The sequence below is a fragment of the Bradyrhizobium sp. 613_E4_N2_2 genome, assembly GCF_052075995.1.
GTDB lineage: Bacteria > Pseudomonadota > Alphaproteobacteria > Rhizobiales > Xanthobacteraceae > Bradyrhizobium > Bradyrhizobium barranii.
In genome coordinates, this window is the sequence record NZ_CP197234.1 from 3031982 (window position 1) to 3051752 (window position 19771).

General features: G+C 65.4%; 16 protein-coding genes. 4 read left to right on the forward strand and 12 right to left on the reverse strand.

The annotated features are described in order from the left end of the window. Positions 1–283: 283 nt before the first annotated feature. A complete protein-coding gene (locus tag AB7290_RS14200) occupies positions 284–640 on the forward strand; it encodes a hypothetical protein (RefSeq protein WP_028158285.1) in 357 nt (118 codons plus the stop codon). 9 nt (positions 641–649) lie between these two features. On the opposite strand, the gene AB7290_RS14205 is transcribed toward AB7290_RS14200, so the two are convergent. Both AB7290_RS14205 and AB7290_RS14210 read right to left on the reverse strand, forming a co-directional pair. After that, positions 650–2914 (reverse strand): TonB-dependent siderophore receptor, encoded by a 2265-nt coding sequence (locus tag AB7290_RS14205; RefSeq protein ID WP_085405874.1) that lies wholly within the window; start codon positions 2912–2914, stop codon positions 650–652. Between the two features lie 267 nt (positions 2915–3181). Continuing rightward, entirely contained in the window at positions 3182–3598 is a 417-nt protein-coding gene (locus tag AB7290_RS14210) for a winged helix-turn-helix transcriptional regulator (protein ID WP_080583959.1), read from the reverse strand. A gap of 227 nt (positions 3599–3825) precedes the next feature. Between AB7290_RS14210 and AB7290_RS14215 the strand changes: the two genes are divergently transcribed. Beyond that, positions 3826–4947 carry an L-dopachrome tautomerase-related protein gene (locus AB7290_RS14215; protein WP_085405875.1) on the forward strand — a complete coding sequence of 374 codons (1122 nt, stop codon included), beginning with the start codon at positions 3826–3828 and terminating at the stop codon, positions 4945–4947. Positions 4948–4995: 48 nt separating this feature from the next. Here the strand turns inward: AB7290_RS14215 and AB7290_RS14220 are convergent, their stop codons facing one another. The 3 genes from AB7290_RS14220 to AB7290_RS14230 all read right to left on the reverse strand — a co-directional run bounded on the left by AB7290_RS14220 (position 4996) and on the right by AB7290_RS14230 (position 7499). Beyond that, positions 4996–5265, reverse strand: coding sequence for a hypothetical protein (locus AB7290_RS14220; RefSeq protein ID WP_063986239.1), 270 nt, complete (start codon positions 5263–5265; stop codon positions 4996–4998). Positions 5266–5457: 192 nt separating this feature from the next. Next, positions 5458–6726, reverse strand: coding sequence for a sensor histidine kinase (locus AB7290_RS14225; RefSeq protein WP_245344303.1), 1269 nt, complete (start codon positions 6724–6726; stop codon positions 5458–5460). Between the two features lie 92 nt (positions 6727–6818). Further along, positions 6819–7499 carry a response regulator transcription factor gene (locus AB7290_RS14230; protein WP_071912145.1) on the reverse strand — a complete coding sequence of 227 codons (681 nt, stop codon included), beginning with the start codon at positions 7497–7499 and terminating at the stop codon, positions 6819–6821. A 347-nt stretch (positions 7500–7846) separates the two neighbouring features. Here AB7290_RS14230 and AB7290_RS14235 point away from each other — a divergent pair, with 347 nt between their 5' ends. Then, positions 7847–8740 (forward strand): MipA/OmpV family protein, encoded by an 894-nt coding sequence (locus tag AB7290_RS14235; protein WP_201266286.1) that lies wholly within the window; start codon positions 7847–7849, stop codon positions 8738–8740. A 6-nt stretch (positions 8741–8746) separates the two neighbouring features. Further along, the gene (locus AB7290_RS14240; RefSeq protein ID WP_085405877.1) at positions 8747–9487 is read left to right on the forward strand and encodes a hypothetical protein; all 741 of its coding nucleotides are present in this window, start codon (positions 8747–8749) and stop codon (positions 9485–9487) included. A 17-nt stretch (positions 9488–9504) separates the two neighbouring features. On the opposite strand, the gene garD is transcribed toward AB7290_RS14240, so the two are convergent. The 7 genes from garD to AB7290_RS14275 form a co-directional block, all read right to left on the reverse strand. Continuing rightward, positions 9505–11046, reverse strand: a complete 1542-nt coding sequence (gene garD / locus AB7290_RS14245; RefSeq protein WP_085405878.1) for a galactarate dehydratase — start codon at positions 11044–11046, stop codon at positions 9505–9507. A 141-nt stretch (positions 11047–11187) separates the two neighbouring features. Beyond that, the gene (locus AB7290_RS14250) at positions 11188–12636 is read right to left on the reverse strand and encodes an aldehyde dehydrogenase family protein (protein ID WP_085405879.1); all 1449 of its coding nucleotides are present in this window, start codon (positions 12634–12636) and stop codon (positions 11188–11190) included. 19 nt (positions 12637–12655) lie between these two features. Continuing rightward, positions 12656–13999, reverse strand: coding sequence for a glucarate dehydratase (gene gudD, locus AB7290_RS14255; protein WP_085405880.1), 1344 nt, complete (start codon positions 13997–13999; stop codon positions 12656–12658). Positions 14000–14025: 26 nt separating this feature from the next. Further along, a complete protein-coding gene (gene kdgD, locus AB7290_RS14260; protein ID WP_038952797.1) occupies positions 14026–14970 on the reverse strand; it encodes a 5-dehydro-4-deoxyglucarate dehydratase in 945 nt (314 codons plus the stop codon). Positions 14971–15101: 131 nt separating this feature from the next. Continuing rightward, positions 15102–16007, reverse strand: coding sequence for a LysR substrate-binding domain-containing protein (locus AB7290_RS14265; RefSeq protein WP_063982246.1), 906 nt, complete (start codon positions 16005–16007; stop codon positions 15102–15104). Between the two features lie 122 nt (positions 16008–16129). Next, positions 16130–17485 (reverse strand): MFS transporter, encoded by a 1356-nt coding sequence (locus AB7290_RS14270; RefSeq protein WP_063982247.1) that lies wholly within the window; start codon positions 17483–17485, stop codon positions 16130–16132. 317 nt (positions 17486–17802) lie between these two features. Then, the gene (locus tag AB7290_RS14275) at positions 17803–19752 is read right to left on the reverse strand and encodes a hypothetical protein (RefSeq protein ID WP_283017058.1); all 1950 of its coding nucleotides are present in this window, start codon (positions 19750–19752) and stop codon (positions 17803–17805) included. Positions 19753–19771: the final 19 nt, after the last annotated feature.

The window sequence follows — 19771 nt, forward strand, 5'->3', positions numbered from 1 at the left end:
GGCCCGCGTCCGCGGCCGTTTCGTACACGTCCTCGCGGAACAAGGAAAGCCTCCAAAACAGCTGCGGCAAATTGCCGACGCGTTGGACATGCAGGACGTGCGCGCCGGCCGGGGCAACGCCGTGCGGCCGTAGTTCCCCGGAATGCGCGCTGGCGCCGGATTTGCATAGCTGTCGCAAAGCCGCTGGGGAGCGAGTCGCCGTCTCCACGCCTGCCGCGTCCGTGCGGAAGGCGGACGGCGGTGTCTGTCCCTCGCGGCGCTGATTGCGATCCGCGGAGACGATATGCGACTTGCCAGACTATGTGCGGCGGCGCTGCTGGGGCCGATGGCGCTGCTTGCGACCTCGGCGCTGGCGCGCGACGACGGCCGCTATGCCAACTCGCCGCTAAAACCCTGGTTCGAGAGCCTGCACAGCCAATACGGGCAATGCTGCTCGGATGCCGACGGCTACGTCATAGCCGACGTCGACTGGGAATCCGATCGCGGCCACTACCGCGTGCGCATCGACGACGAATGGGTCGTCGTGCCCGACGGTGCCGTGATCACCGAGCCGAACAAGATCGGTCGAACCATGGTGTGGAAGCACTATGTCGACGGCCATCCGCGCGTGCGCTGCTTCATGCCCGGCAGCATGACGTAGCGGTCGTGGCTAGAATTTGTACGTCACGCTGCCGAGCACCGTGCGGCCGATTCCGAGAAAGCAGTCGCCGCGCGCCAGGCACGTGGTGAGGTGACGCTTGTCGAAGAGATTGCTGGCATTGACCTGAAGCCGCCAGGAACCGGTCTCGTAACGAACCATGGCGTCGAACAGCGTATAGTCGGGTGTGCGGAGGGTGTCGGTGCCGTCCCAGGAGGTGCCGATGTAGCGCACGCCGCCGCCGAGCGTGACGCCGGGCAGGCCGAGCAGGGACAGACGGTACTTCGCCCAGAGCGAGGCCTGGTGATCCGGCACGGTCTCGACATGCTTGCCGGAATTGTCGCCGCTTTCCACGCGGGCATCGAGATAGGTATAGGCGCCGATCAGGTCGAGCTCCGGCGTGACGCGCGCCAGCACCTCGAGCTCGGCGCCGCGGATGCGCACCTTCCCGGTCTGGATCGAGAAGCGGTCATCATCGGGGTCGCTGGCCAGCCGATTCCGTTCGGTGGTGTCGAAGATCGCGCCGTTGATCGCATTGCCCGGTGTCGGATTGTACTTGAAGCCGAGCTCCACCATCTCGCCGCGCTGCGGCGCGCACACCGTGGCGCAGACGCCGCTGCCGAACACCGGGTTGAACGACTGCGCATAGGTCACGTAAGGCGTGACGCCGAATGGCAGCTCGTACATCAGCGCGGCGCGGCCGGTGGTGGCCTGGTAGTTTTCGACCGGCGAGGCCTGCGTGTTACTGGTGACGTAGTCGTGGCGCAGCCCAAGCACGGCGAGCCACGGTCCGAGGCGCAACTGGTCCTGAGCGTAAATACCGAGCTGGGTCTGGCGCAGATCCGGTTCGGGAGACATCGTCGGCGCGGGTACGCCGCGGTAGACCGGCGCGTAGAGATCGAACGGCGTCGGGTCTGTGGTGAAGCCTGATTGCGCGTGCTCCCTGAACTCGCGGTAGTCGGTGCCGAACAACACTTTGTGTGCGACCGGTCCGGTGTGCAATTTCAGCTCGGCATTGCTGTCCGAGGTCAGGTTGTCCTTGACCGTCTCGCGGCTCCATACGCTGCGCGCCACGGAGCGTCGGCTGGCGTCGAGAAATGGATAGTTCGGATCGCTTGGATCGACGAAGTTCAGGTCCGGCCACGTCGACCGGTAAATGCCCTCGACATGGGCGTAACGCAGGTTTTGCCGGATCTTCAGACTGTCGCTGAAGCTGTGCTCGAACAGGCTGCTGATCGCGCCGGTCTCGGTCTGGTACTGGTCGAAGCCGGGCTCGCCGGCGAAGCGCCGCACCGGAATGTAGCCGTTGGGGCCGGCAAACAATGTGCCCTCATGCGGCAGGAAGGCCGTGGAGGACCCCGTGGTGTCCTTCTGATAGGTGCCGAGCACCGTCCAGCTGGTGTTGTTGGTCGGCCGCCAGGTCAGTGATGGCGCGAGCACGATGCGGCCGTCCTTGACGTAATCGGTCTGCGTGTTGCTGTCGCGGTATACGCCGATGAAGCGATAGAGCCACTCGCCGTCCTTGGTCAGCTTTCCCGTGGAGTCGAGCTGCACCTGCTTACGGTAGAAGCTGCCATATTGCACGCCGATCTCGTTGGCGGATTCGGCCTGCGGGCGCTTCGAGATCAGGTTCAACAGGCCGGCGGTCGAGGTGTCGCCGTAGAGCACGGAAGAGGGGCCGCGCAAGACCTCGATGCGCTCCAGGGTGTACGGCTCCGGCCGCCATTCGTTGAAGTTGTTGGTGTTCACCATGCGGGTGCCGTCGAGATAGATATTTGGGTCCTGGCCGCGGATGCGCGGATAGTCGCCGCGCGAGTCCGCGCCGTAGGCGTCGGCGAACACGCCGGGGACATAGCGCAGCGCCTCCTGAACGGTGGTCGCGCCCTGGTCGATGATGCGGTCGGCGGTGACCACGGTGATCGACTGCGGTGTCTCACGCAGCGGCGTATCGGTCTTCGTGCCGGTGCCGCTGCGGGTCGCGACGTAGCCGCGGACGGGGCCTGTCGCGGTCTCCGCGCCCGTGCTCGCGCCGGCCGCCTGTGTATCGGCGTTCGATGGTGCGCGCTCGGCCTGGCGACGGCGGCTTGCCGCCTGTGCGGCCTGACGGGAGGGAGACGGACGTGTGCGCGCTGCCGGCCGCGACGATTGCTCAACCACGACGGCGGGCAATTCCTGCGACGATGATTGCGCCTCGGCCGGCGCCGCATCCATCAGGCCTGCCAACAGCGGCAGCGCGCCGCCGATCAATCCTGCCGTCGTTCTGAGATATGTAGTCATTCGCGACCCCATCATTTGCGGGGCGGACGACTAACAAGCGCAGTCGATGGCTTGAAGTGCGGGAGGGGCGCAATGGTCCCTCAATCATCAGATTTGGAATTAGTATTTATATAAGTAGAGCGCGCGCCGCTTGATGGCGGCGCGCGGATGGCCTCATGTGAGGATGGAGAATCGTGTCTCGTCGCGGCGTAGGCCCACGCCGTCTTGATCGACGTGTGCGATTTACTTGCAGTCGCCGCAAGGCATCGTGGATACGCAGGGGCCCGCCTACGCGCGACCTGCCGGCAGGCTCCGTCTGACCCGCGGCGAGAGCGAAACGGCGCCGTTGACCGCACCGGCACGGGCCGCTTCCGTCGCGAGATACTGATTGCCCCATGTCCAGAGCATGCGAACGACCGGTTCGAGCGAGCGCCCAAGCGCCGTCAGGGAATACTCGACCCGCGGCGGGACCTCCGCATAGATCTCGCGATGAATGAGGCCGTCCGCCTCGAGCTCGCGGAGCTGGCGCGTCAGCATGCGCTGCGTGATCCGGGACAGGCGCCGCTTGAGCTCGTTGAAGCGAATCGTATCGTCGAGCAGGTGGTAGAGAATCACGCCCTTCCACTTGCCGTCGATCAGATCGAGGGTGGCCTCCACGGGGCATCCCACGGCACAATCATACGTCTTGCTGCCGAGCTTCTGCATGGTTCACTCCGTGATACTAGAGGACTGGCCTGTGCGTAATTGTCAGTCCGCAAATTAGCGCGCATCGTGGCTCTCGCAAAGATCGATATCGGCGAGGCGGTGAACGAGCGGCCGCTTCGGCTCGCATTGGGTCTCTGCATTCAAATCCTGCGGCGGTTGCCGGCGCGGACCGGGCGCACGCGCGCCGGAATAACCGTGGAAAACAAAGGGAGGGAGCGGTGCGAAGCGTGAGGAGAGGAATTCGACTTGTCATTTTTCTGTCGGCGGCAATCGTCACGGGCGCGGCCTGTGCGGAGAACGGAGGCGGCAACGCGGAAGTCTTTGCGAAGCTCCCTCAGTCGGTCGGCAACATTGCGTTTACGCCGGACAATCAGCTGATCTTCAGTCACCATCCATTCTTCAGTCCCGACGTTCGTGTGGCGCGGCTGACATCGCCGACGACGTTCGAGCCGTTTCCAAATGCGGAATGGAATACGCCACGAAAAGGCACCGATCAGTACCTCGATAACGTCCTGGGTCTTCGTTCCGACGAAAGCGGTGTCGTGTGGATCATCGACATGGGATTCCGGACGCAGATCACGCCGAAGCTGGTCGGCTGGAACACGCGCACGAACAGGCTGGAGCGCATCCACTACATGCCCGAGCCCGTGACCGTGAAAGGCTCGCAGCCGCAGGACATCGTGATCGACCAGAAGAACCGGAAATTCTACATCGCCGACGAAAACATCGGGCCCGGCGGCGATGGCTCTCACGCTGCGATCATCGTCATCGACATGGATACGGGTGCCGCCCGGCGCGTGCTGGACGGCGATCGATCCACCGTCCCTGAAAATGTGCCGATCACCGTGGATGGCAATGATCTGACCGTGCCTGGCAAGGACGGCAAGCCTTCGCTCATTAAGGTCGGCTGCGACGGCATCACGATGGATGCCAGGTCCGAATGGGTCTATTTCGCGCCACTCAGCGGCCGGTCGCTGTACCGCATCAAGGCCACCGACCTCGGCAACGAGAAGCTGCCCGCCGAAGAGCTGAGCGCGCGGGTAGAACGCTACTCGGACAAACCGAACAATGGCGGCCTGTCGATCGACTATGCGGGCAACATCTACCTGACTGCGGTCGAGACCAAATCGATTGGAGTCATAGGAGCCGACCGGAAGTTTCGCACTTATTTGAGCGATCCGGACATGGTGTGGCCGGACGGGATTACTGCCTCTCCCGACGGGTACATGTACGTGTCCGCGTCTCAGGTCTCCGCAGCCGCCATGTTCCATGGCGGCAAGGCCGAAAACAAGACGCCGTATCTGATCTATCGGTTCAAGCCGATCGCGGCAGGCTATATGTCACGCTGACGGCGGGAGCGACGACCCCGGCAAGGGCAGCCGGGGTCGAAAACTGTCTCAGCGCTCTTCGCTCGTGGCGTTGGCGCTCGCCAGCCGCTTGACGCGCGGCGACAGCACCGACATTTGCGCGGGCGAGGCCGGCATGCCGGCGACGATCATCGCGGGCGCAGACGGCTGCTCCTCGACCCCGGCGCCGCCGAGCACCTGCACTTGCGTCGTCGAAATCGGAAACGACTTCACGTCGTAAGAGGGAAGCTCGCCGGCAAATGCACCGGCCGAGCTCGCAATCATGGCGCCGGCAACGGCAAATATTGAAAGAACGCGCATGGAAAATCTCCGCGGAAGATGGCAATCGGAGGTTTGGTCGCGGCGATGCCACGCCAGGTTCGCTTGTGTGCGAACATTCGACCGCCGCCGGCGGATCTATTTGATTGCGTGATGCGACAGACGTGAAACGCGGAAGAAGTTTTCCACGCCAATGTTTCCGGACGGTTTCGCCGAAGGGCTAGAAGCGGCTCGTCAGCCCGTTTGCAGATCGAGGTGCGGCGATCTGGTCGTCGCGGTGGCCTCGGGAAAGCGCAAGCTCATCGTCGTGCCGCGGCCCGGCGCGGAGGAAATGACCAGCTCTCCGCCGTGCGCGGCCATGATCTCGCGGACGATCGACAGGCCGAGGCCGGCGCCGTCGCCCGCGCTGTTGCCGGTCTGAAATGGCTCGAGCAGCCTGTGCTCCGCGCCGTCGGGCAGGCCCGCGCCGTCATCGTCGATCGAGATGTCGCCGCGGCTGAGCGTGGCGACGATGCGCCGCGCACCATGGGCGTGGATGAGCGCGTTGCCGACGAGATTCGCAAGCGCACTGCGCACCGCGGCGTCGACGCCTTGCACCAGGAACGGACCTTCTTCGGCGTGCTCCAGCGCAAGCTCTATGCCGGCGTCCAGCGCCGAGGGGCTGAAATCGGCCAGCACGTCCAGCGTGATCTCGGCAAGATCGATCGGTCGCTTCTCGATCGCATAATTTTGCAATCGCGCCAGGTCGAGCATGGCGGAGACCAGCGACGTCAGGCGGCGGACGTCGCGCACCAACTCCACCCTCAGCGCCGGCTCGGGCACGTCCTCGATTTTCGCGCGCAGCAGCGTGAGCGGCGTGCGCAGCTGATGGGCGGCGTTGCCGAGAAAGCGGCGTTGCATCCTGATGTAGGCGTCGATCTCGCCGAAGGCGCGGTTCAGCGCCGCGACCAGCGGCTTCAGCTCGGTGGGGACTTCGGACAGGGATATCAGGCCCTGCGGGGCCGATGGGTCGATCGCGAGCGCGCGACGCGCCACCCGTTCGATGCCGCGCGAGACGAAACGTGCGGCCAGCATTGAGCCGATGGCGACCGTCGCCGCAAAGGCCAGCGCCAGCGTGATGATCGCGAAAATGCTGCGGACAAGGAAGTTCCTTGCAATCCGACCGAAGCGAACCTTGGGTTCGCCGACCATCATCGTAAGCTGCAACGGGCCCCGTTGCACGACGGCGAGACAAAAGGTGTTCTTCTGGTCGAGTGTGCTGAAGACGGACGAGCCGATCGGCCCGTGATAGGGAAACGCGAAGGGGAGGGTGGGCCGGCGTTCGCTCCCGTATTCGCTGACCAGATCGCCCGCGGACAAGACGTACCAGAGGTTCGGGCTGTCCGCTTTAAGCTCCCCGAGGGCGGGAGTCGGGCGTACCGTCAGGTTTTGCCCCTCGATCACCGTGGCGCGATCGAGAACGGCGATCACAATGCGGCAAGCCCTGAACTCGCGTTCCTCCATCGGGTAACGCCAGATGAAGACACCGAGCATGATCAGGAAGATCGTCGTCGCGGCGATGCCAAGCGACAGCGCAAACGTTCGGGCAATCGACGTCATCGCGGTGTTGCCAGCCGCAGGATGTAGCCGATGCCCCGCATGCTGCGGATCTCGACATCGCCGCCGAGCTCGGTCAGTTTCTTCCGCAAGCGCGAGACCTGCGCTTCGAGCGTGTTGGATTCGATCTCGTCGTCGAAGCCGTAGATCTCCTCGATCAGGGCGGCGCGGGTGATGACGCGGTCGCGGCGCATCAGGAGCGCTCCGAGGATCAGCGCCTCGCGCCGGCGCAGCAGGATTTTCGTGTCGGCGACCACCGCCTCGTTGCTGCCGAGATGCAGCTCGACATTGCCGAGCGACAGCACCGAGGGCGCGAGCTGCCGGGGGCGCCGCAACACAGCGCGCACCCGCGCAATGAGCTCCTGCGGCTCGAACGGCTTGCCGAGATAGTCGTCGGCGCCGCCATTGAGACCGTCGACGACATCCTCCTTGGCGTCCTTGGAGGTCAGCATGATGATCGCGGGACGGTCCGCCGATCGGCTCAGCGCCGTCACCACCTGGAGCGCATCTCCATCGGGCAGCATCCGGTCGATGATCGCGAGATCATATTTGAAATTGTCCAGCGCCTGGCGGGCATCGGCAATCGAGCCGACGACGTCGACAATGCCGTGCAATTGTCCGAGCAGGCGGCTGACATAGGCGCCGATCTGCGGTTCGTCTTCGATTACGAGGGAGCGCACGGGACGTCCTTGACTCTGCTGGGGCAACAAAACCTGAGCGTGACGCTCCCTGGCCGAAGTCTGGCGTTCCGGCTCGTGCGCAGGGTTCCCTTTAAGGCAGCGAGCTTGGCGAATAAAAGGCAGGAGCGAGGGCGCCGACCGGCCCTAGCGCTCAAAGTTTGAGAGCGTGAGCGCGGCCCGGCAATGTTCGGGCAACATTGATCCGGCGGCGCGCCCGGCATGCGCCGCGAATGGATCGGGGCGCTGTCTGCCCCTTGCAATCTTGGGGCAATTTTGCCGGACCACATGCTGTGGCTCCTAACCACACGAGTCGACCAGGCCAGCAAGGCCGGTCCGGGGCCCTGTAAATGAAGCATTTTGACGAAGCTGCTCTCGATCCTGCGGCGAGAGCGCAGCAGACCTTGCTGACCGCCTTCCTCGCCGCGTTCGGCGCAATCCTGGCAATCCCGCAGTCGGCATCGGCGCAGACGGCGTTCACGTTGCCAGCCCCGCCGTTCGACGTGCCGATGCTGCCGTCACCTTCCGGCAACTGGACCGTCATGGTCGGCATCGGCGGAGAGTACACGCCGGATTTCGTCGGATCGAAGAACGGGAAGCTCATGCCGATCCCGATCTTCTCCATTCGCCGTGCCGGATCGGTCGACCAGTTTCGCGGGCCCCGCGACAGCGCCAGTATCGCGCTGTTCGACGTCGGAAATTTTCGCGCCGGCCCCGCGTTCAAATACGTCGCGTCGCGCAGGAGCGATAAATATGCCGAGCTGACCGGCCTTGGCGACGTCAAGGCCGCATACGAGCTCGGCGGGTTCGTCGAATATTTCCCGGTCGACTGGCTGCGCCTGCGCAGTGAATTGCGCCAGGGCATGGGCGGAAATACCGGCACGGTCGCCGATGTCTCCGCCGACGTCATCGTGCCGCTGATCCAAAGGCTCACGATCTCGGCCGGCCCGCGCTTCACCTGGAAAAGCACCAAGGCGACTGCGCCCTATTTCGGCGTCGACGCCGTGCAGTCCGTGGCGTCCGGGCTGCCGATGTACGATGCCAAAGGCGGTGCGCATTCGGTCGGCTTCGGCGGCCAGATCTCCTATCGCATCAATCCGCAGTGGGAAGTCCATGCCTATGTCGAGTACGAGAAGCTGCTGGGCGACGCCGCAGACAGCCCGCTCGTGAAGCTGCGGGGATCGTCGAACCAGACGACGATCGGCCTCGGTGCGTCCTATTCGTTCGATTTCAGGATTCGATAGGTCACCATGCGCCGCATTGCTTTTCTATGGGTTGGCCTGGCGGTCGCTTGCATCGCCCTCGGCGCGGCCGCCGCGTTCGAGACGCGCGCGACCCGGCTCCAGGCGATCAAGACCGTCGGCATCGTCTCGGCCATCGGCGAGGAGATGAGCCTGACGCAAGCCGGCCTGATCGCGCTCGGCAACGCCGGGCAAAGCCTCTCGATCAGCGCATGGGGGCTGGACGAGCTGATCGTCCACCAGGCGACGAAGCTGCTCGGTGGACGCTTTCGCGTGCAGGCGGTGAGCTACCGACGTGCCGCGTTTGCCGCGATCAGGGATTCGGCGGTTGCGCCAGTCAATCTCCTGCGCAGCGATCCGTTCAAGGAGCTGGTTCGCAGCGATGTCGCGCCGCAGGGGTTGGATGCCTACATCGTCATCACCCGGGCCAGATCGAAGCTCGGCAACGGCCGCAACGTCGAGGGCATCGGGCTCGCCCAATATCGCACGCTGCTTGCGGATTACGGCCTGATCCACGCGCTCTACGAGGTGCGCGTGATCGACGGCAAGTCGTTCAACGTGATCGAGAAGCGGGCAGCCGCGCCGCTCGACAACACCGGCACCATGCGGCTTGCCGGACCCAGCGGGCCGATCGACGCGACGTTCGAGGGGCCGGCTGCGAACGAACGGCTACGCGCGGCGGTCGCGGATCTCATTACGCGCAGTCTGCCGGTCACGCTCGGCGACATGCACCTGATCGACGGTCAGTGAGGCCGGTTGGCCCGGCCTCAGGTCACCGGCGCCGGATTGAACAGCGTGAGGTCGTTGTGGATGCCCCAACGGTCCGACCACGGCTTCGTGCGGCCGCTGGCGACATCGAGGATCAGGCGGAACAGGTCCCAGCCGGTTTCCTCGATGGTCTTCTCGCCGGTGGCGATGCCGCCGGCGTCGAAGTCGATCAAATCCTTCCAGCGGCGCGCGAGCTCGGTGCGGGTCGCAACCTTGATCACGGGCGCAGCCGCAAGACCGTAGGGCGTGCCGCGGCCGGTGGTGAACACCTGCAGCGTCATGCCGGAGGCGAGCTGGAGTGTGCCGCAGATGAAGTCGGACGCGGGCGTTGCCGCGAACAGCATGCCCTTCTGGGTCGCCTTCTCGCCGGGCGAGAGCACGCCGGTGATGGCGGACGAGCCGGACTTGACGATCGAGCCGAGTGACTTTTCGACGATGTTGGCGAGGCCGCCCTTCTTGTTGCCGGGCGTGGTGTTGGCGCTGCGATCGGCGCCGCCGCGGGCGAGATAAGAATCGTACCAGGCCATCTCGCGCACCAGCGCGCGGCCGACGTCCTCGTTGATGGCGCGTCGCGTGAGGAGCTGGATCGCGTCGCGCACTTCGGTCACTTCCGAGAACATCACGGTCGCGCCGGCACGCACCAGCAGGTCCGCGGCGAAGCCGACGGCGGGGTTCGCGGTGACGCCGGAGAAGGCGTCGCTGCCGCCGCATTGCAGGCCGATGACGAGGTCGGCGGCCGGGCAGGTCTCACGGGTGCGGGTGTTGAGGATCTTCAGGCGGGCTTCGGCCTGGGTCATGATCGCATCGACGATGGCGCCAAAGCCGTCGAAGGCTTCGTCCTGCATGCGCACGATGGCATCGCTGACGCCCTCCGGCACCAGTCGCTCGGGCGCGAGCTTTTCGCAGCCGAGGCTGATGACCAGGATCTCGCCGCCGAAATTCGGGTTCTGCGCGATGTTCTGCAGCGTGCGGATCGGAACGACCGCATCGGGGGCATTGATGGCGACGCCGCAGCCATAGGCGTGCGTCAGCGGCACGACGTCGTCGACGTTCTGGTATTTCGGCAGCAGCTCGGCGCGGATGCGCTTCACGGCGTATTCCATCGTGCCCTTGACGCATTGCACGGAGGAGGAGATGCCGAGGATGTTCTTGGTGCCGACCGAGCCGTCGGTGTTGCGAAAGCCTTCGAAGGTGAAGCCTTCGAGCGGCGGCAGCGGCGCGGGGACGGCGGTCGAGATTTCCAGCTTGTCGAGGGCAGGGGCCTCCGGCATGCGGATGCGCGCTTCGTCGACCCATTCGCCGGCCAGGATCGGCGACAACGCGTGGCCGATCACCTCGCCGTAGCGGATAATCGGCTGATCTTGCGCGATATCGACCAGTGCCGTCTTGTGCCCCTGCGGCACGAAGGCGCGCAGCGTCAGCCCGCTGGCGAAGCGGGAGCCGGCGGGAAGCCCGAAATCATTGACCACGATCGCGACATTGTCGCGCTCGTTGAGCTTGATGTAGCGGGGCTGCTCTTTCGCTGCGACGTCCTGGTCCATGGGAGGACTCCGAAAGTGTAGGGTGGGTTAGCGTAGCGTAACCCACCAATGTCTTCATCCGCGGAGGCAGAAGAGATGGGTTACGCCAGCGGACCGCGCGTTGCGCAGCCGCGGGCTAACCCACCCTACGATCGTGGCCTATCAACCCGGATAGGTATAGGCGGTCTTCACCGTGGTATAGAACTCGCGCGCATAGGAGCCCTGCTCGCGGGCGCCGTAGCTCGAACCCTTCCGGCCGCCGAACGGCACGTGATAGTCAACGCCGGCGGTCGGCAGATTGACCATCACCATGCCGGACTCGCTGTTGCGCTTGTAGTGCGAGGCGTATTTCAGGCTGCTCGTGCAGATGCCCGAGGCGAGGCCGAACTCGGTGTCGTTGGAGATCGCCAGCGCTTCCTCGTAGTTCTTGGCGCGGATGACGGCGGCGACGGGGCCAAAAATCTCCTCACGCGCGATGCGCATATTGTTGTTGGCCTCGGTGAACAGCGCCGGCTGGAGGTAATGGCCGGGCGTCTCGCGCTTGAGCAGCTCGCCGCCGAAGGCGAGCTTTGCGCCTTCGTCCTGGCCGATCTTGATGTAGCGCAGATCCTGGTCGAGCTGGCTCTGGTCGACCACCGGGCCGATATGCACGCCGGCCTTGAGCGCGTCGTCCACCGACAGGCCCTTCAGGCGCTCGGCCACCGCCGCGACGAAGCGATCGTGGATGCCTTCGGTGACGATCAGGCGGGAGGAGGCGGTGCAGCGCTGGCCGGTCGAGAAATAGGCGCCGTTGACGGCGACCTCGACGGCGGTCTTCAGGTCGGCATCGTCGAGCACGACCAGCGGATTCTTGCCGCCCATCTCGAGCTGGAACTTCTTCATCGGGTTCGACAGCACGCAGGCCTGCGCGATCTTGCGGCCGGTCTGCACCGAACCGGTGAAGGAGATCGCGGCCACATCCGGATGGTCGAGCAGGGTCTGGCCGACGACGGAGCCGGAGCCGACCACGAGGTTGAACACGCCGGCCGGAATGCCGGAGCGGGTGATGATCTCGGACAGCGCATGTCCCGAGCCCGGCACCAGCTCGGCCGGCTTGAACACCACCGTGTTGCCGTAGCAGAGCGCGGGCGCGATCTTCCAGGCGGGGATCGCGATCGGGAAATTCCAGGGCGTGATCATGCCGACGACGCCGACGGGCTCACGGGTGAGCTCGACGTCGAGGCCGGGACGGACGGAGGCGCCCTTCTCGCCGATCAGGCGCAGCGCTTCGCCGGCGAAGAACGCAAAGATCTGGCCGGCGCGCGCGACCTCGCCGATGCCCTCGGGGAGCGTCTTGCCTTCCTCGCGGGCGAGCAGGCGGCCGAGCTCTTCCTTGCGGGCGAGGATTTCGAGAGAAATCTTGTTCAGCGCGTCATGGCGCACCTGCGGCGTCGACTGCGCCCAGGCCGGGAAGGCGGCCTTGGCTGCCGCGATCGCCTTCTCGGTCTGCGCCTTGTCGGCCTTGGCGTACTCGCCGACGAGGTCGTTGGTGTTGGAGGGGTTGATGTTCTTGGTGACGCCGGAGCCGTCGACCCATTCGCCGCCGATGAAGTTCTTCAGGATCGCAGTCATGTAGTCCTCCGAGATTTTCTTAACGCACGAGGCAGGGACGCTTGTCGTCAAAGGTCCAGCCGGGGATCAGGTCCTGCATGGCAGTAGCGTCATCGCGGGCGCCGAGTCCATGCTTCTTGTAAAGCTCATGCGCGGTTTCGATGGCCGGGCGGTCGATTTCGATGCCGAGGCCCGGCCGCTCGGGCACGGCGATCTTGCCGCCCTTGATCTGGAGCGGCTCCTTGGTCAGCGCCTGGCCGTCCTGCCAGATCCAGTGGGTATCGATCGCGGTGACCTTGCCGGGCGCGGCGGCGCCGACATGGGTGAACATCGCGAGCGAAATGTCAAAGTGATTGTTGGAGTGCGAGCCCCAGGTCAGGCCGTTGTCGCGGCAGGTCTGGGCGACGCGCACCGAGCCCTGCATGGTCCAGAAGTGGGGGTCGGCCAGCGGAATGTCCACCGCCCCCAAGCGTAGTGCATGGGAGAGCTGGCGCCAGTCGGTCGCGATCATGTTGGTCGCGGTCGGCAGGCCCGTGGCACGGCGGAACTCGGCCATGATCTCGCGACCCGAGAAGCCGGCTTCGGCGCCGCAGGGATCCTCGGCATAGGCCAGGATGCCGTGCATGCCCTTGCAGAGGCTGATCGCCTCGTCGAGCGACCATGCGCCGTTGGGATCGAGCGTGACGCGTGCGCTGGGGAAGCGCTTTGCGATGGCGGTGACGGCCTCGATCTCCTGCTCGCCGCGGAGCACGCCGCCCTTGAGCTTGAAGTCCGCGAAGCCATAATGGTCGTGCGTGGCTTCCGCGAGCCGCACCACGGTCTCCGGCGTCATCGCCTCCTGGTGGCGCAGGTTGAACCATTCGGGCTTGCCGGTCTCGCCGCTGACGTAGTCAAGCTTGCTCTTGCGCCGGTCGCCGACGAAGAAGAGATAGCCGAGCGTCTCGACGCTCTTGCGCTGCTGGCCTTCGCCGAGCAGTGCGGCGACGGGCAGGTTGAGGTGCTGGCCGAGCAGGTCGAGCAGTGCGGACTCGATCGCCGTGACCGCATGGATCATCACGCGCAGGTCGAACGTCTGCTTGCCGCGGCCGCCGGCATCTCGGTCGGCGAACGCCGTGCGGACGTCGGCAAGGATGTTGTTCATCGCGCCGACGGTCTTGCCGATCACGAGATCGCGGGCATCCTGGAGCGTCTGCCAGATCTTTTGCCCGCCCGGTACCTCGCCGACGCCGGTGTGTCCGGAATTGTCGGTGAGGATGACGATGTTGCGGGTGAAGAACGGCGCGTGCGCGCCGCTCAGATTGAGGAGCATGCTGTCGCGGCCCGCGACCGGGATCACCTGCATCGATGTGACGACCGGTGCGCCGGAGACCTCAGTCTGGGCCATCGCACGCTCCTCCCTGTTGTTGTCTGTTATTCTGCAGCTTGTTGTGACGATCGGATGGCGGGGAGATTCTTCACCAGCGCGGTCAGCTCCGCAACCTCCTGCTCGGTGAGATCGGTCAGCGGCGGGCGGACCGGGCCGGAATCGCGGCCGATCACCTTCATGCCGGCCTTGATGATCGAGACCGCATAGCCCTTCTTGCGGTTGCGGATTGCGATCAGCGGCAGGATGAAGTTCTTCAGGCCGGCATGGATCGTCTCATGGTCGCGCTTGCGCACCGCGGCGTAGAAGTTGGTGGCGAATTCTGGAACGAAGTTGAACACGGCCGAGGAATAGGTCGTCACGCCCATGTCGAGATAGGGCAGCGCGAAGGTTTCCGCGGTCGGCAGGCCGCCGATATAGGTGAGGCGGTCGCCGAGCTTGGTGTAGACGCGGGTCATCAGCTCGATGTCGCCGATGCCGTCCTTGTAGCCGACGAGGTTCGGGCAGCGCTCGGCGAGGCGCGCCAGCGTATCGGGCTGCAGGATGGCGTTGTCGCGGTTGTAGACGATGACGCCGATCTTCACGGCGGCGCACACGGCTTCCACGTGGGCGGCAAGGCCGTCCTGCTCGGAATGGGTCAGATAGGGCGGCAGCAGCAACAGGCCGTCGGCGCCGGCCTTTTCCGCGCCGATCGCGATCTCGCGCGCGGTGGCGGTGCCGTAGCCGGTGCCGGCGAGCACGGGCACGCGGCCCTTGGTCTCGTCGACGGCGATCTTGACCACCTGCGGAACCTCGGTCGGCGTCAGCGAGAAGAACTCGCCGGTGCCGCCGGCGGCGAACAGGCCGGCAACGTCATAGCCGCACAGCCAGTCCATGTTGGCGCGGTAGGTCGCCTCATCGAACGAATAGTCCGCCTTGAAGGGCGTGACGGGGAAGGACAGGAGGCCCGATCCGATCTTCTGGGCCATTTCCTGCGGGGTCATCTTGCTCATGGGCGCTGCTCCCTTAATTTGCGTGTTGTGGAGGACGCGGGCCGAAGCCTGCGCGTCCATGCGCCGTTGTTTAGGAGACCGTTCGATGCGCGTCCAAGCCAAAGCCTATATCGACCGATGCGGATTGAGCATCAATCGTCCGCTACCTCCGCGGAGGACAATTCGCCTGCGATTTTGACCAGAGCGGAGAGCAGCGGGTTCTCGTCGTCGCGGCGCCAGACCATGAACAGCTCGACGGGGACGCGGGTGCGCAGCTTCAACGGCCGCAGTCGCACGTCGGAGATCTTCAGGCTCGCAGCCGCGGCCGGCACGATGGCAAGGCCGAGGCCGGCGCGGACCATGGCGAGGATCGAATGGATCTGGCTCAGATGCTGCACATAGCGCGGCAGCACGTCGGCGCGGGTGAACAGCGCCACCAGCAGATCGTGGAAATATCGGCTCTCATAGGGCGAGTACATCACGAAGGGCTGGTCGTCGAAATCCTTGATGGTGATGGTCTCGGCATTCGCCAGCGGATGCTTCTTCGGGATCGCGGCGAGCAGGGGCTCGGCGACGACACGGCGGCTGGCCACTTCGGGGCGCGCGATCGGCGGCCGCAACAGCCCGGCGTCGATCTGGCCGGAGCTGAGCGCCTCGAACTGATCACCGGACACCATCTCCTTCAGCGAGAAATCGACCTCGGGCAGCTTGGCGCGGCAGGCGGCGACGAGCTCCGGGAGGAAGCCGTAGGCGGCAGCCGCCGTGAAGCCGATTTTCAGCGAGCCGGTTTTGCCGAGCGCGATGCGGCGGGCGACTTGCGAGGCGCTTTCCGCAAGCTTCAGGATGCGCCTTGCCTCGGGCAGGAAGCTGCGCCCCGCCGGCGTCAGGCGCACCGAGCGGCTGGTGCGCTCCAGCAGCGGCGCGTCGATGATGTGCTCGAGCACCTGGATCTGCCGCGACAGCGGTGGCTGGGTCATGTTCAGTCGCGCGGCGGCGCGGCCGAAATGCAGTTCTTCGGCCACCGTGACGAAACAGCGGAGCTGGTTGAGGTCGAACATCGATACATGCCTTAGATGGATAAGGCGTTTCCCCGGCACTTCTAGCATCGATCATCCCCAAAACAAAGACGGCGGCTGAGGAGCCGCCGTTGAGTTGCCTGGTCAAGCTCCCGCGGGAGCCCTCAGGAGGAACGTTTGAGCACCACCCGCTCGATCTTGCCGACCACCACGAGATAGGCGAACGCGGCCACCAGCGCATTGGCGCCGACGAACAGCAGTGCGCCGTTGAATGAGCCGGTCGCGGCCAGGATGTAGCCGATCACGATCGGGGTGCTGATCGAGGAGAGGTTGCCGAAGGTGTTGAACAGGCCGCCGGAGACGCCGCCGGCTTCCTTGGGCGAGGTGTCGGAGACGACCGCCCAGCCGAGTGCGCCGATGCCCTTGCCGAAGAAGGCGAGCGCCATGAAGCCGACCACCAGCGCCTGTCCGTCGACATAGTTGCAGGCGATGATCGACATCGACAGCAGCATGCCGCCGACGATCGGGATCTTGCGCGCCATGGTGAGCGAGCCGGTCTTGCGGAGAATGGCGTCGGAGATGACGCCGCCGAGCACGCCGCCGATGAAGCCGCACAGCGCGGGCAGCGTCGCGACGAAGCCGGCTTGCAGGATCGACAGGCCGCGCTCCTTGACGAGGTAGACCGGGAACCATGTCAGGAAGAAATAGGTCAGCGTGTTGATGCAGTACTGGCCGAGATAGACGCCGAGCATCATGCGGTTGGAGAGCAACTGGCGGATGTGATCCCACCCGGAGCCGGACTCGGGCGCACGCTCCTGCACCAGATCGTTTTTGGGCGCGTCGAGATCGACCAGCGCGCCGCCTTCCTTGATGTAATCGAACTCGGCCTCGTTGATGCCGGGATGCTCCTTCGGGCCGTAGACGGTCTTGATCCAGACCAGGCCCATGATGACGCCGAGCCCACCCATCACGAAGAATACGAAGCGCCAGCCGTAATCATGCGCGATCCAGCCCATTAGCGGCGCGAAGATCACGGTGGCGAAATACTGTCCCGAATTGAAGAAGGCCGATGCGGTGCCGCGCTCATTGCCGGGAAACCAGGCGGCGACGATGCGGGCGTTGGCGGGGAACGAGGGCGCTTCCGCGACGCCGACAAGGAGGCGAAGTGCGAACAGCACGATGATGGCGGCGCCGGCGCTGAGGAAGCCGACCCAGCCCTGCATCATCGTGAACAGCGACCAGACGATGATGCTGAAGGCATAGACGAGGCGCGAGCCGTAGCGGTCGAGCAGCCAGCCGCCCGGCACCTGCGCCGCGACATAGGACCAGCCGAAGGCCGAGAAGATCCAGCCCATGGCGACGGGATCGAGATGCAGCTCTTTCGAGAGTGCGGGGCCCGCGATCGACAGGGTGGCGCGGTCGGCATAGTTCACGGTCGTGACCAGGAACAACATGGTCACGATGAACAGCCTGACGCGAGACCTCCTCACGTCCGCTGCGGACGACACCACTGCGCTCATCACGCGCCTCCTTAGAACTCGAAATGTTTCCTCTCTGCGACTCCTAGAGGCGCGCGCGGCAAAGTGTCCAAGTTCAAGGGAGTATCGATCGATGCCGTTTTTGGATCGATGGAACGGCAGGTGCGGGGAACGATCACGAGGTGACGAGAATGTGCGATCGTGATGCGCGAGGTCGTGCTCCGCACACCACTGTCATTCTCCGCGAAAGCGGGGAATCCAGTACGCCGCAGCCTCTCGATTCAATCACCGCTGTCACGGAGTACTGGATCGCCAGCCTTCGCGGGCGATGACACCGAGTATGTGGGAGCAGTGTCGTGCTATTGCTGCGTGCCCAGCAGCGGCGCCAACAGTCCGCGTGTCACGCCGGGCGGCACGGCATCGAGGCCGAGCACGCTGCTCGCGGCCGGCAGTGCGGCGTCCGCCATCGCGGCGTGGCCTTCCGCGCTTGGATGCACGGCGCCGCCGTAGACGGCGGAGAGCACGCCCCAGGTGGCGTCGTGGATGTCGGTCGGCTGGCTCGCCGCCGGCAGGCCTTGCGGATAGGTCATCGCGGCAAAATAGCTGTCGTTGGCATCGCGGATCCAGCGCGCGCGCGGCAGGTAGGCGCGATACTCCGAGGCGCCGCGGCCGCACAGCATCGGCTGGCTCGCCGCGCTCACGATATCGGGATTGAAGCTCTGGCCGTTCTCGGCGAAACACGTGCGGTCGAATTCGGGATCGTTGCCCGCATGGGCGCAGAAGCCGTGATCGGCGAACACCGCCTGGTGCGAGTCCACGAAGGTCATGCGGTCGGTTTCGGGATCGCGGCACAGCGCCCCGCGCGTGCAGGTGGCGAGGCTCTTCAGCTGCGGCAGGAATTCGGTGTCGACGAAGGTCGAGACGCGGGCCAGGCGCTGCGGATCGGCGTTGAAGGACGGATGGATGTCGAACCCGGCGCGGCCGCCGCGGCAGGGCACGCCGCCATCGGCGAGCGCGGGATTGGCGTAGGAGACATAGACCACGTGCGAGAGGTCGCCGCTGACGAGCGGCTTCAGCGCCTCGCGCAGCTTGGCGAAATTCTGCGGCAGCTCGCGCGCCAGTGCATCGCGGGAATCGTCGACGCTCGCCATTACGCCGGAGCGGCGGAACAGCGCGCGCTCGGTCGCGGTGTCGACGATGACGTCGGCGACGAGGCCGGAGAAATAGACGTCGTTGGCGCCGACCGAGAGCAGCACGAGATCGAGCGTGCGGTCCGGCTGGCGCTTTTTCGCCGCGGTGAGCGCCTCACGCAGCTCGGCGACCTGGGCGTTCACGCTGGTGTTGCAGACGCCGGTCTTGCCGGGCGGGCATTCGCGGGCGCGCTGCGAGCCCAGCAGACCGTCGCCGATGCTGGCGCCGGTGCAGGCGAGTGGCAGAAAGGTCACCGCGATGTGGGTGTAGCGCACCGCGAGCGCGAGAGCCGTGCGGGCCTGGTAGCTGTAGAGCGAGCGGTGGCAGGGCGAGTTGAACCAGAGCGCGCCGTAATGCTGCCAGTTGGCGAGCGTGTCGGGTGCTTCGCAGGCGCGGCCACCTTTATAGCCGGCACGGCTCGGCCGGTAGTATTGCGCACCGGCGGTACCGAGATAGGAGCGGAAGCAGAAGCCCTCGTCCGACAGCGCCAGCGGCCGGTCCGGGTTGCCTTCGCCGGAGGCGATGCTGTCGCCGAGCCCGGCGACGAAGATGTCGCGGACCTGGATCTCGGCCTGGACGCGCTGGGTCGGATCGGAGCCGGAGGAGACGTCGACGCTCGCGACCGTCTGCTTGCCGTAGCGGACCCGCAGGTTGATCGGCTCGGCGCAATCGAAAGTCGAGGTCTGCGGCCCGTCGCCGTCGTCGAACGACCAGGCGCAGGTGGCGCCGACCGGCACTGCGCCGGTCAGGCGCACGGTCACCGGATGATCGGTCGGGGTGAGGTAATTCTCTTTGACGTTGTCGCGGGTGCAGGGCTGGTTGACCCGGCCCTGGAGGTCGATGCAGAGCCGGTTGACCATGTTGCGGGCCCAGCCGCGGCCCTCGCTCTGGAGCTCCAGCGACTGCTCGGCGGCGAGGATGCTGCGGTTACGCGCGTTCTCGACATGGAGCTGGAAGTCGCGCTCCTCGCGGAACAGGCGGAAGCGGTTGCGCACCTCCCAGGATATTTGCATCGCACCGGCGCCCTGCGCGGCGGCGCGCTCGAGCGGCAAAGACGTCAGAATCCCGGCAAGCAGCAGGAGGCCTGCGGGAAGGGTACGAAAGGAAAAAGGGATCATGGCCCGCGTGTTCAACGGC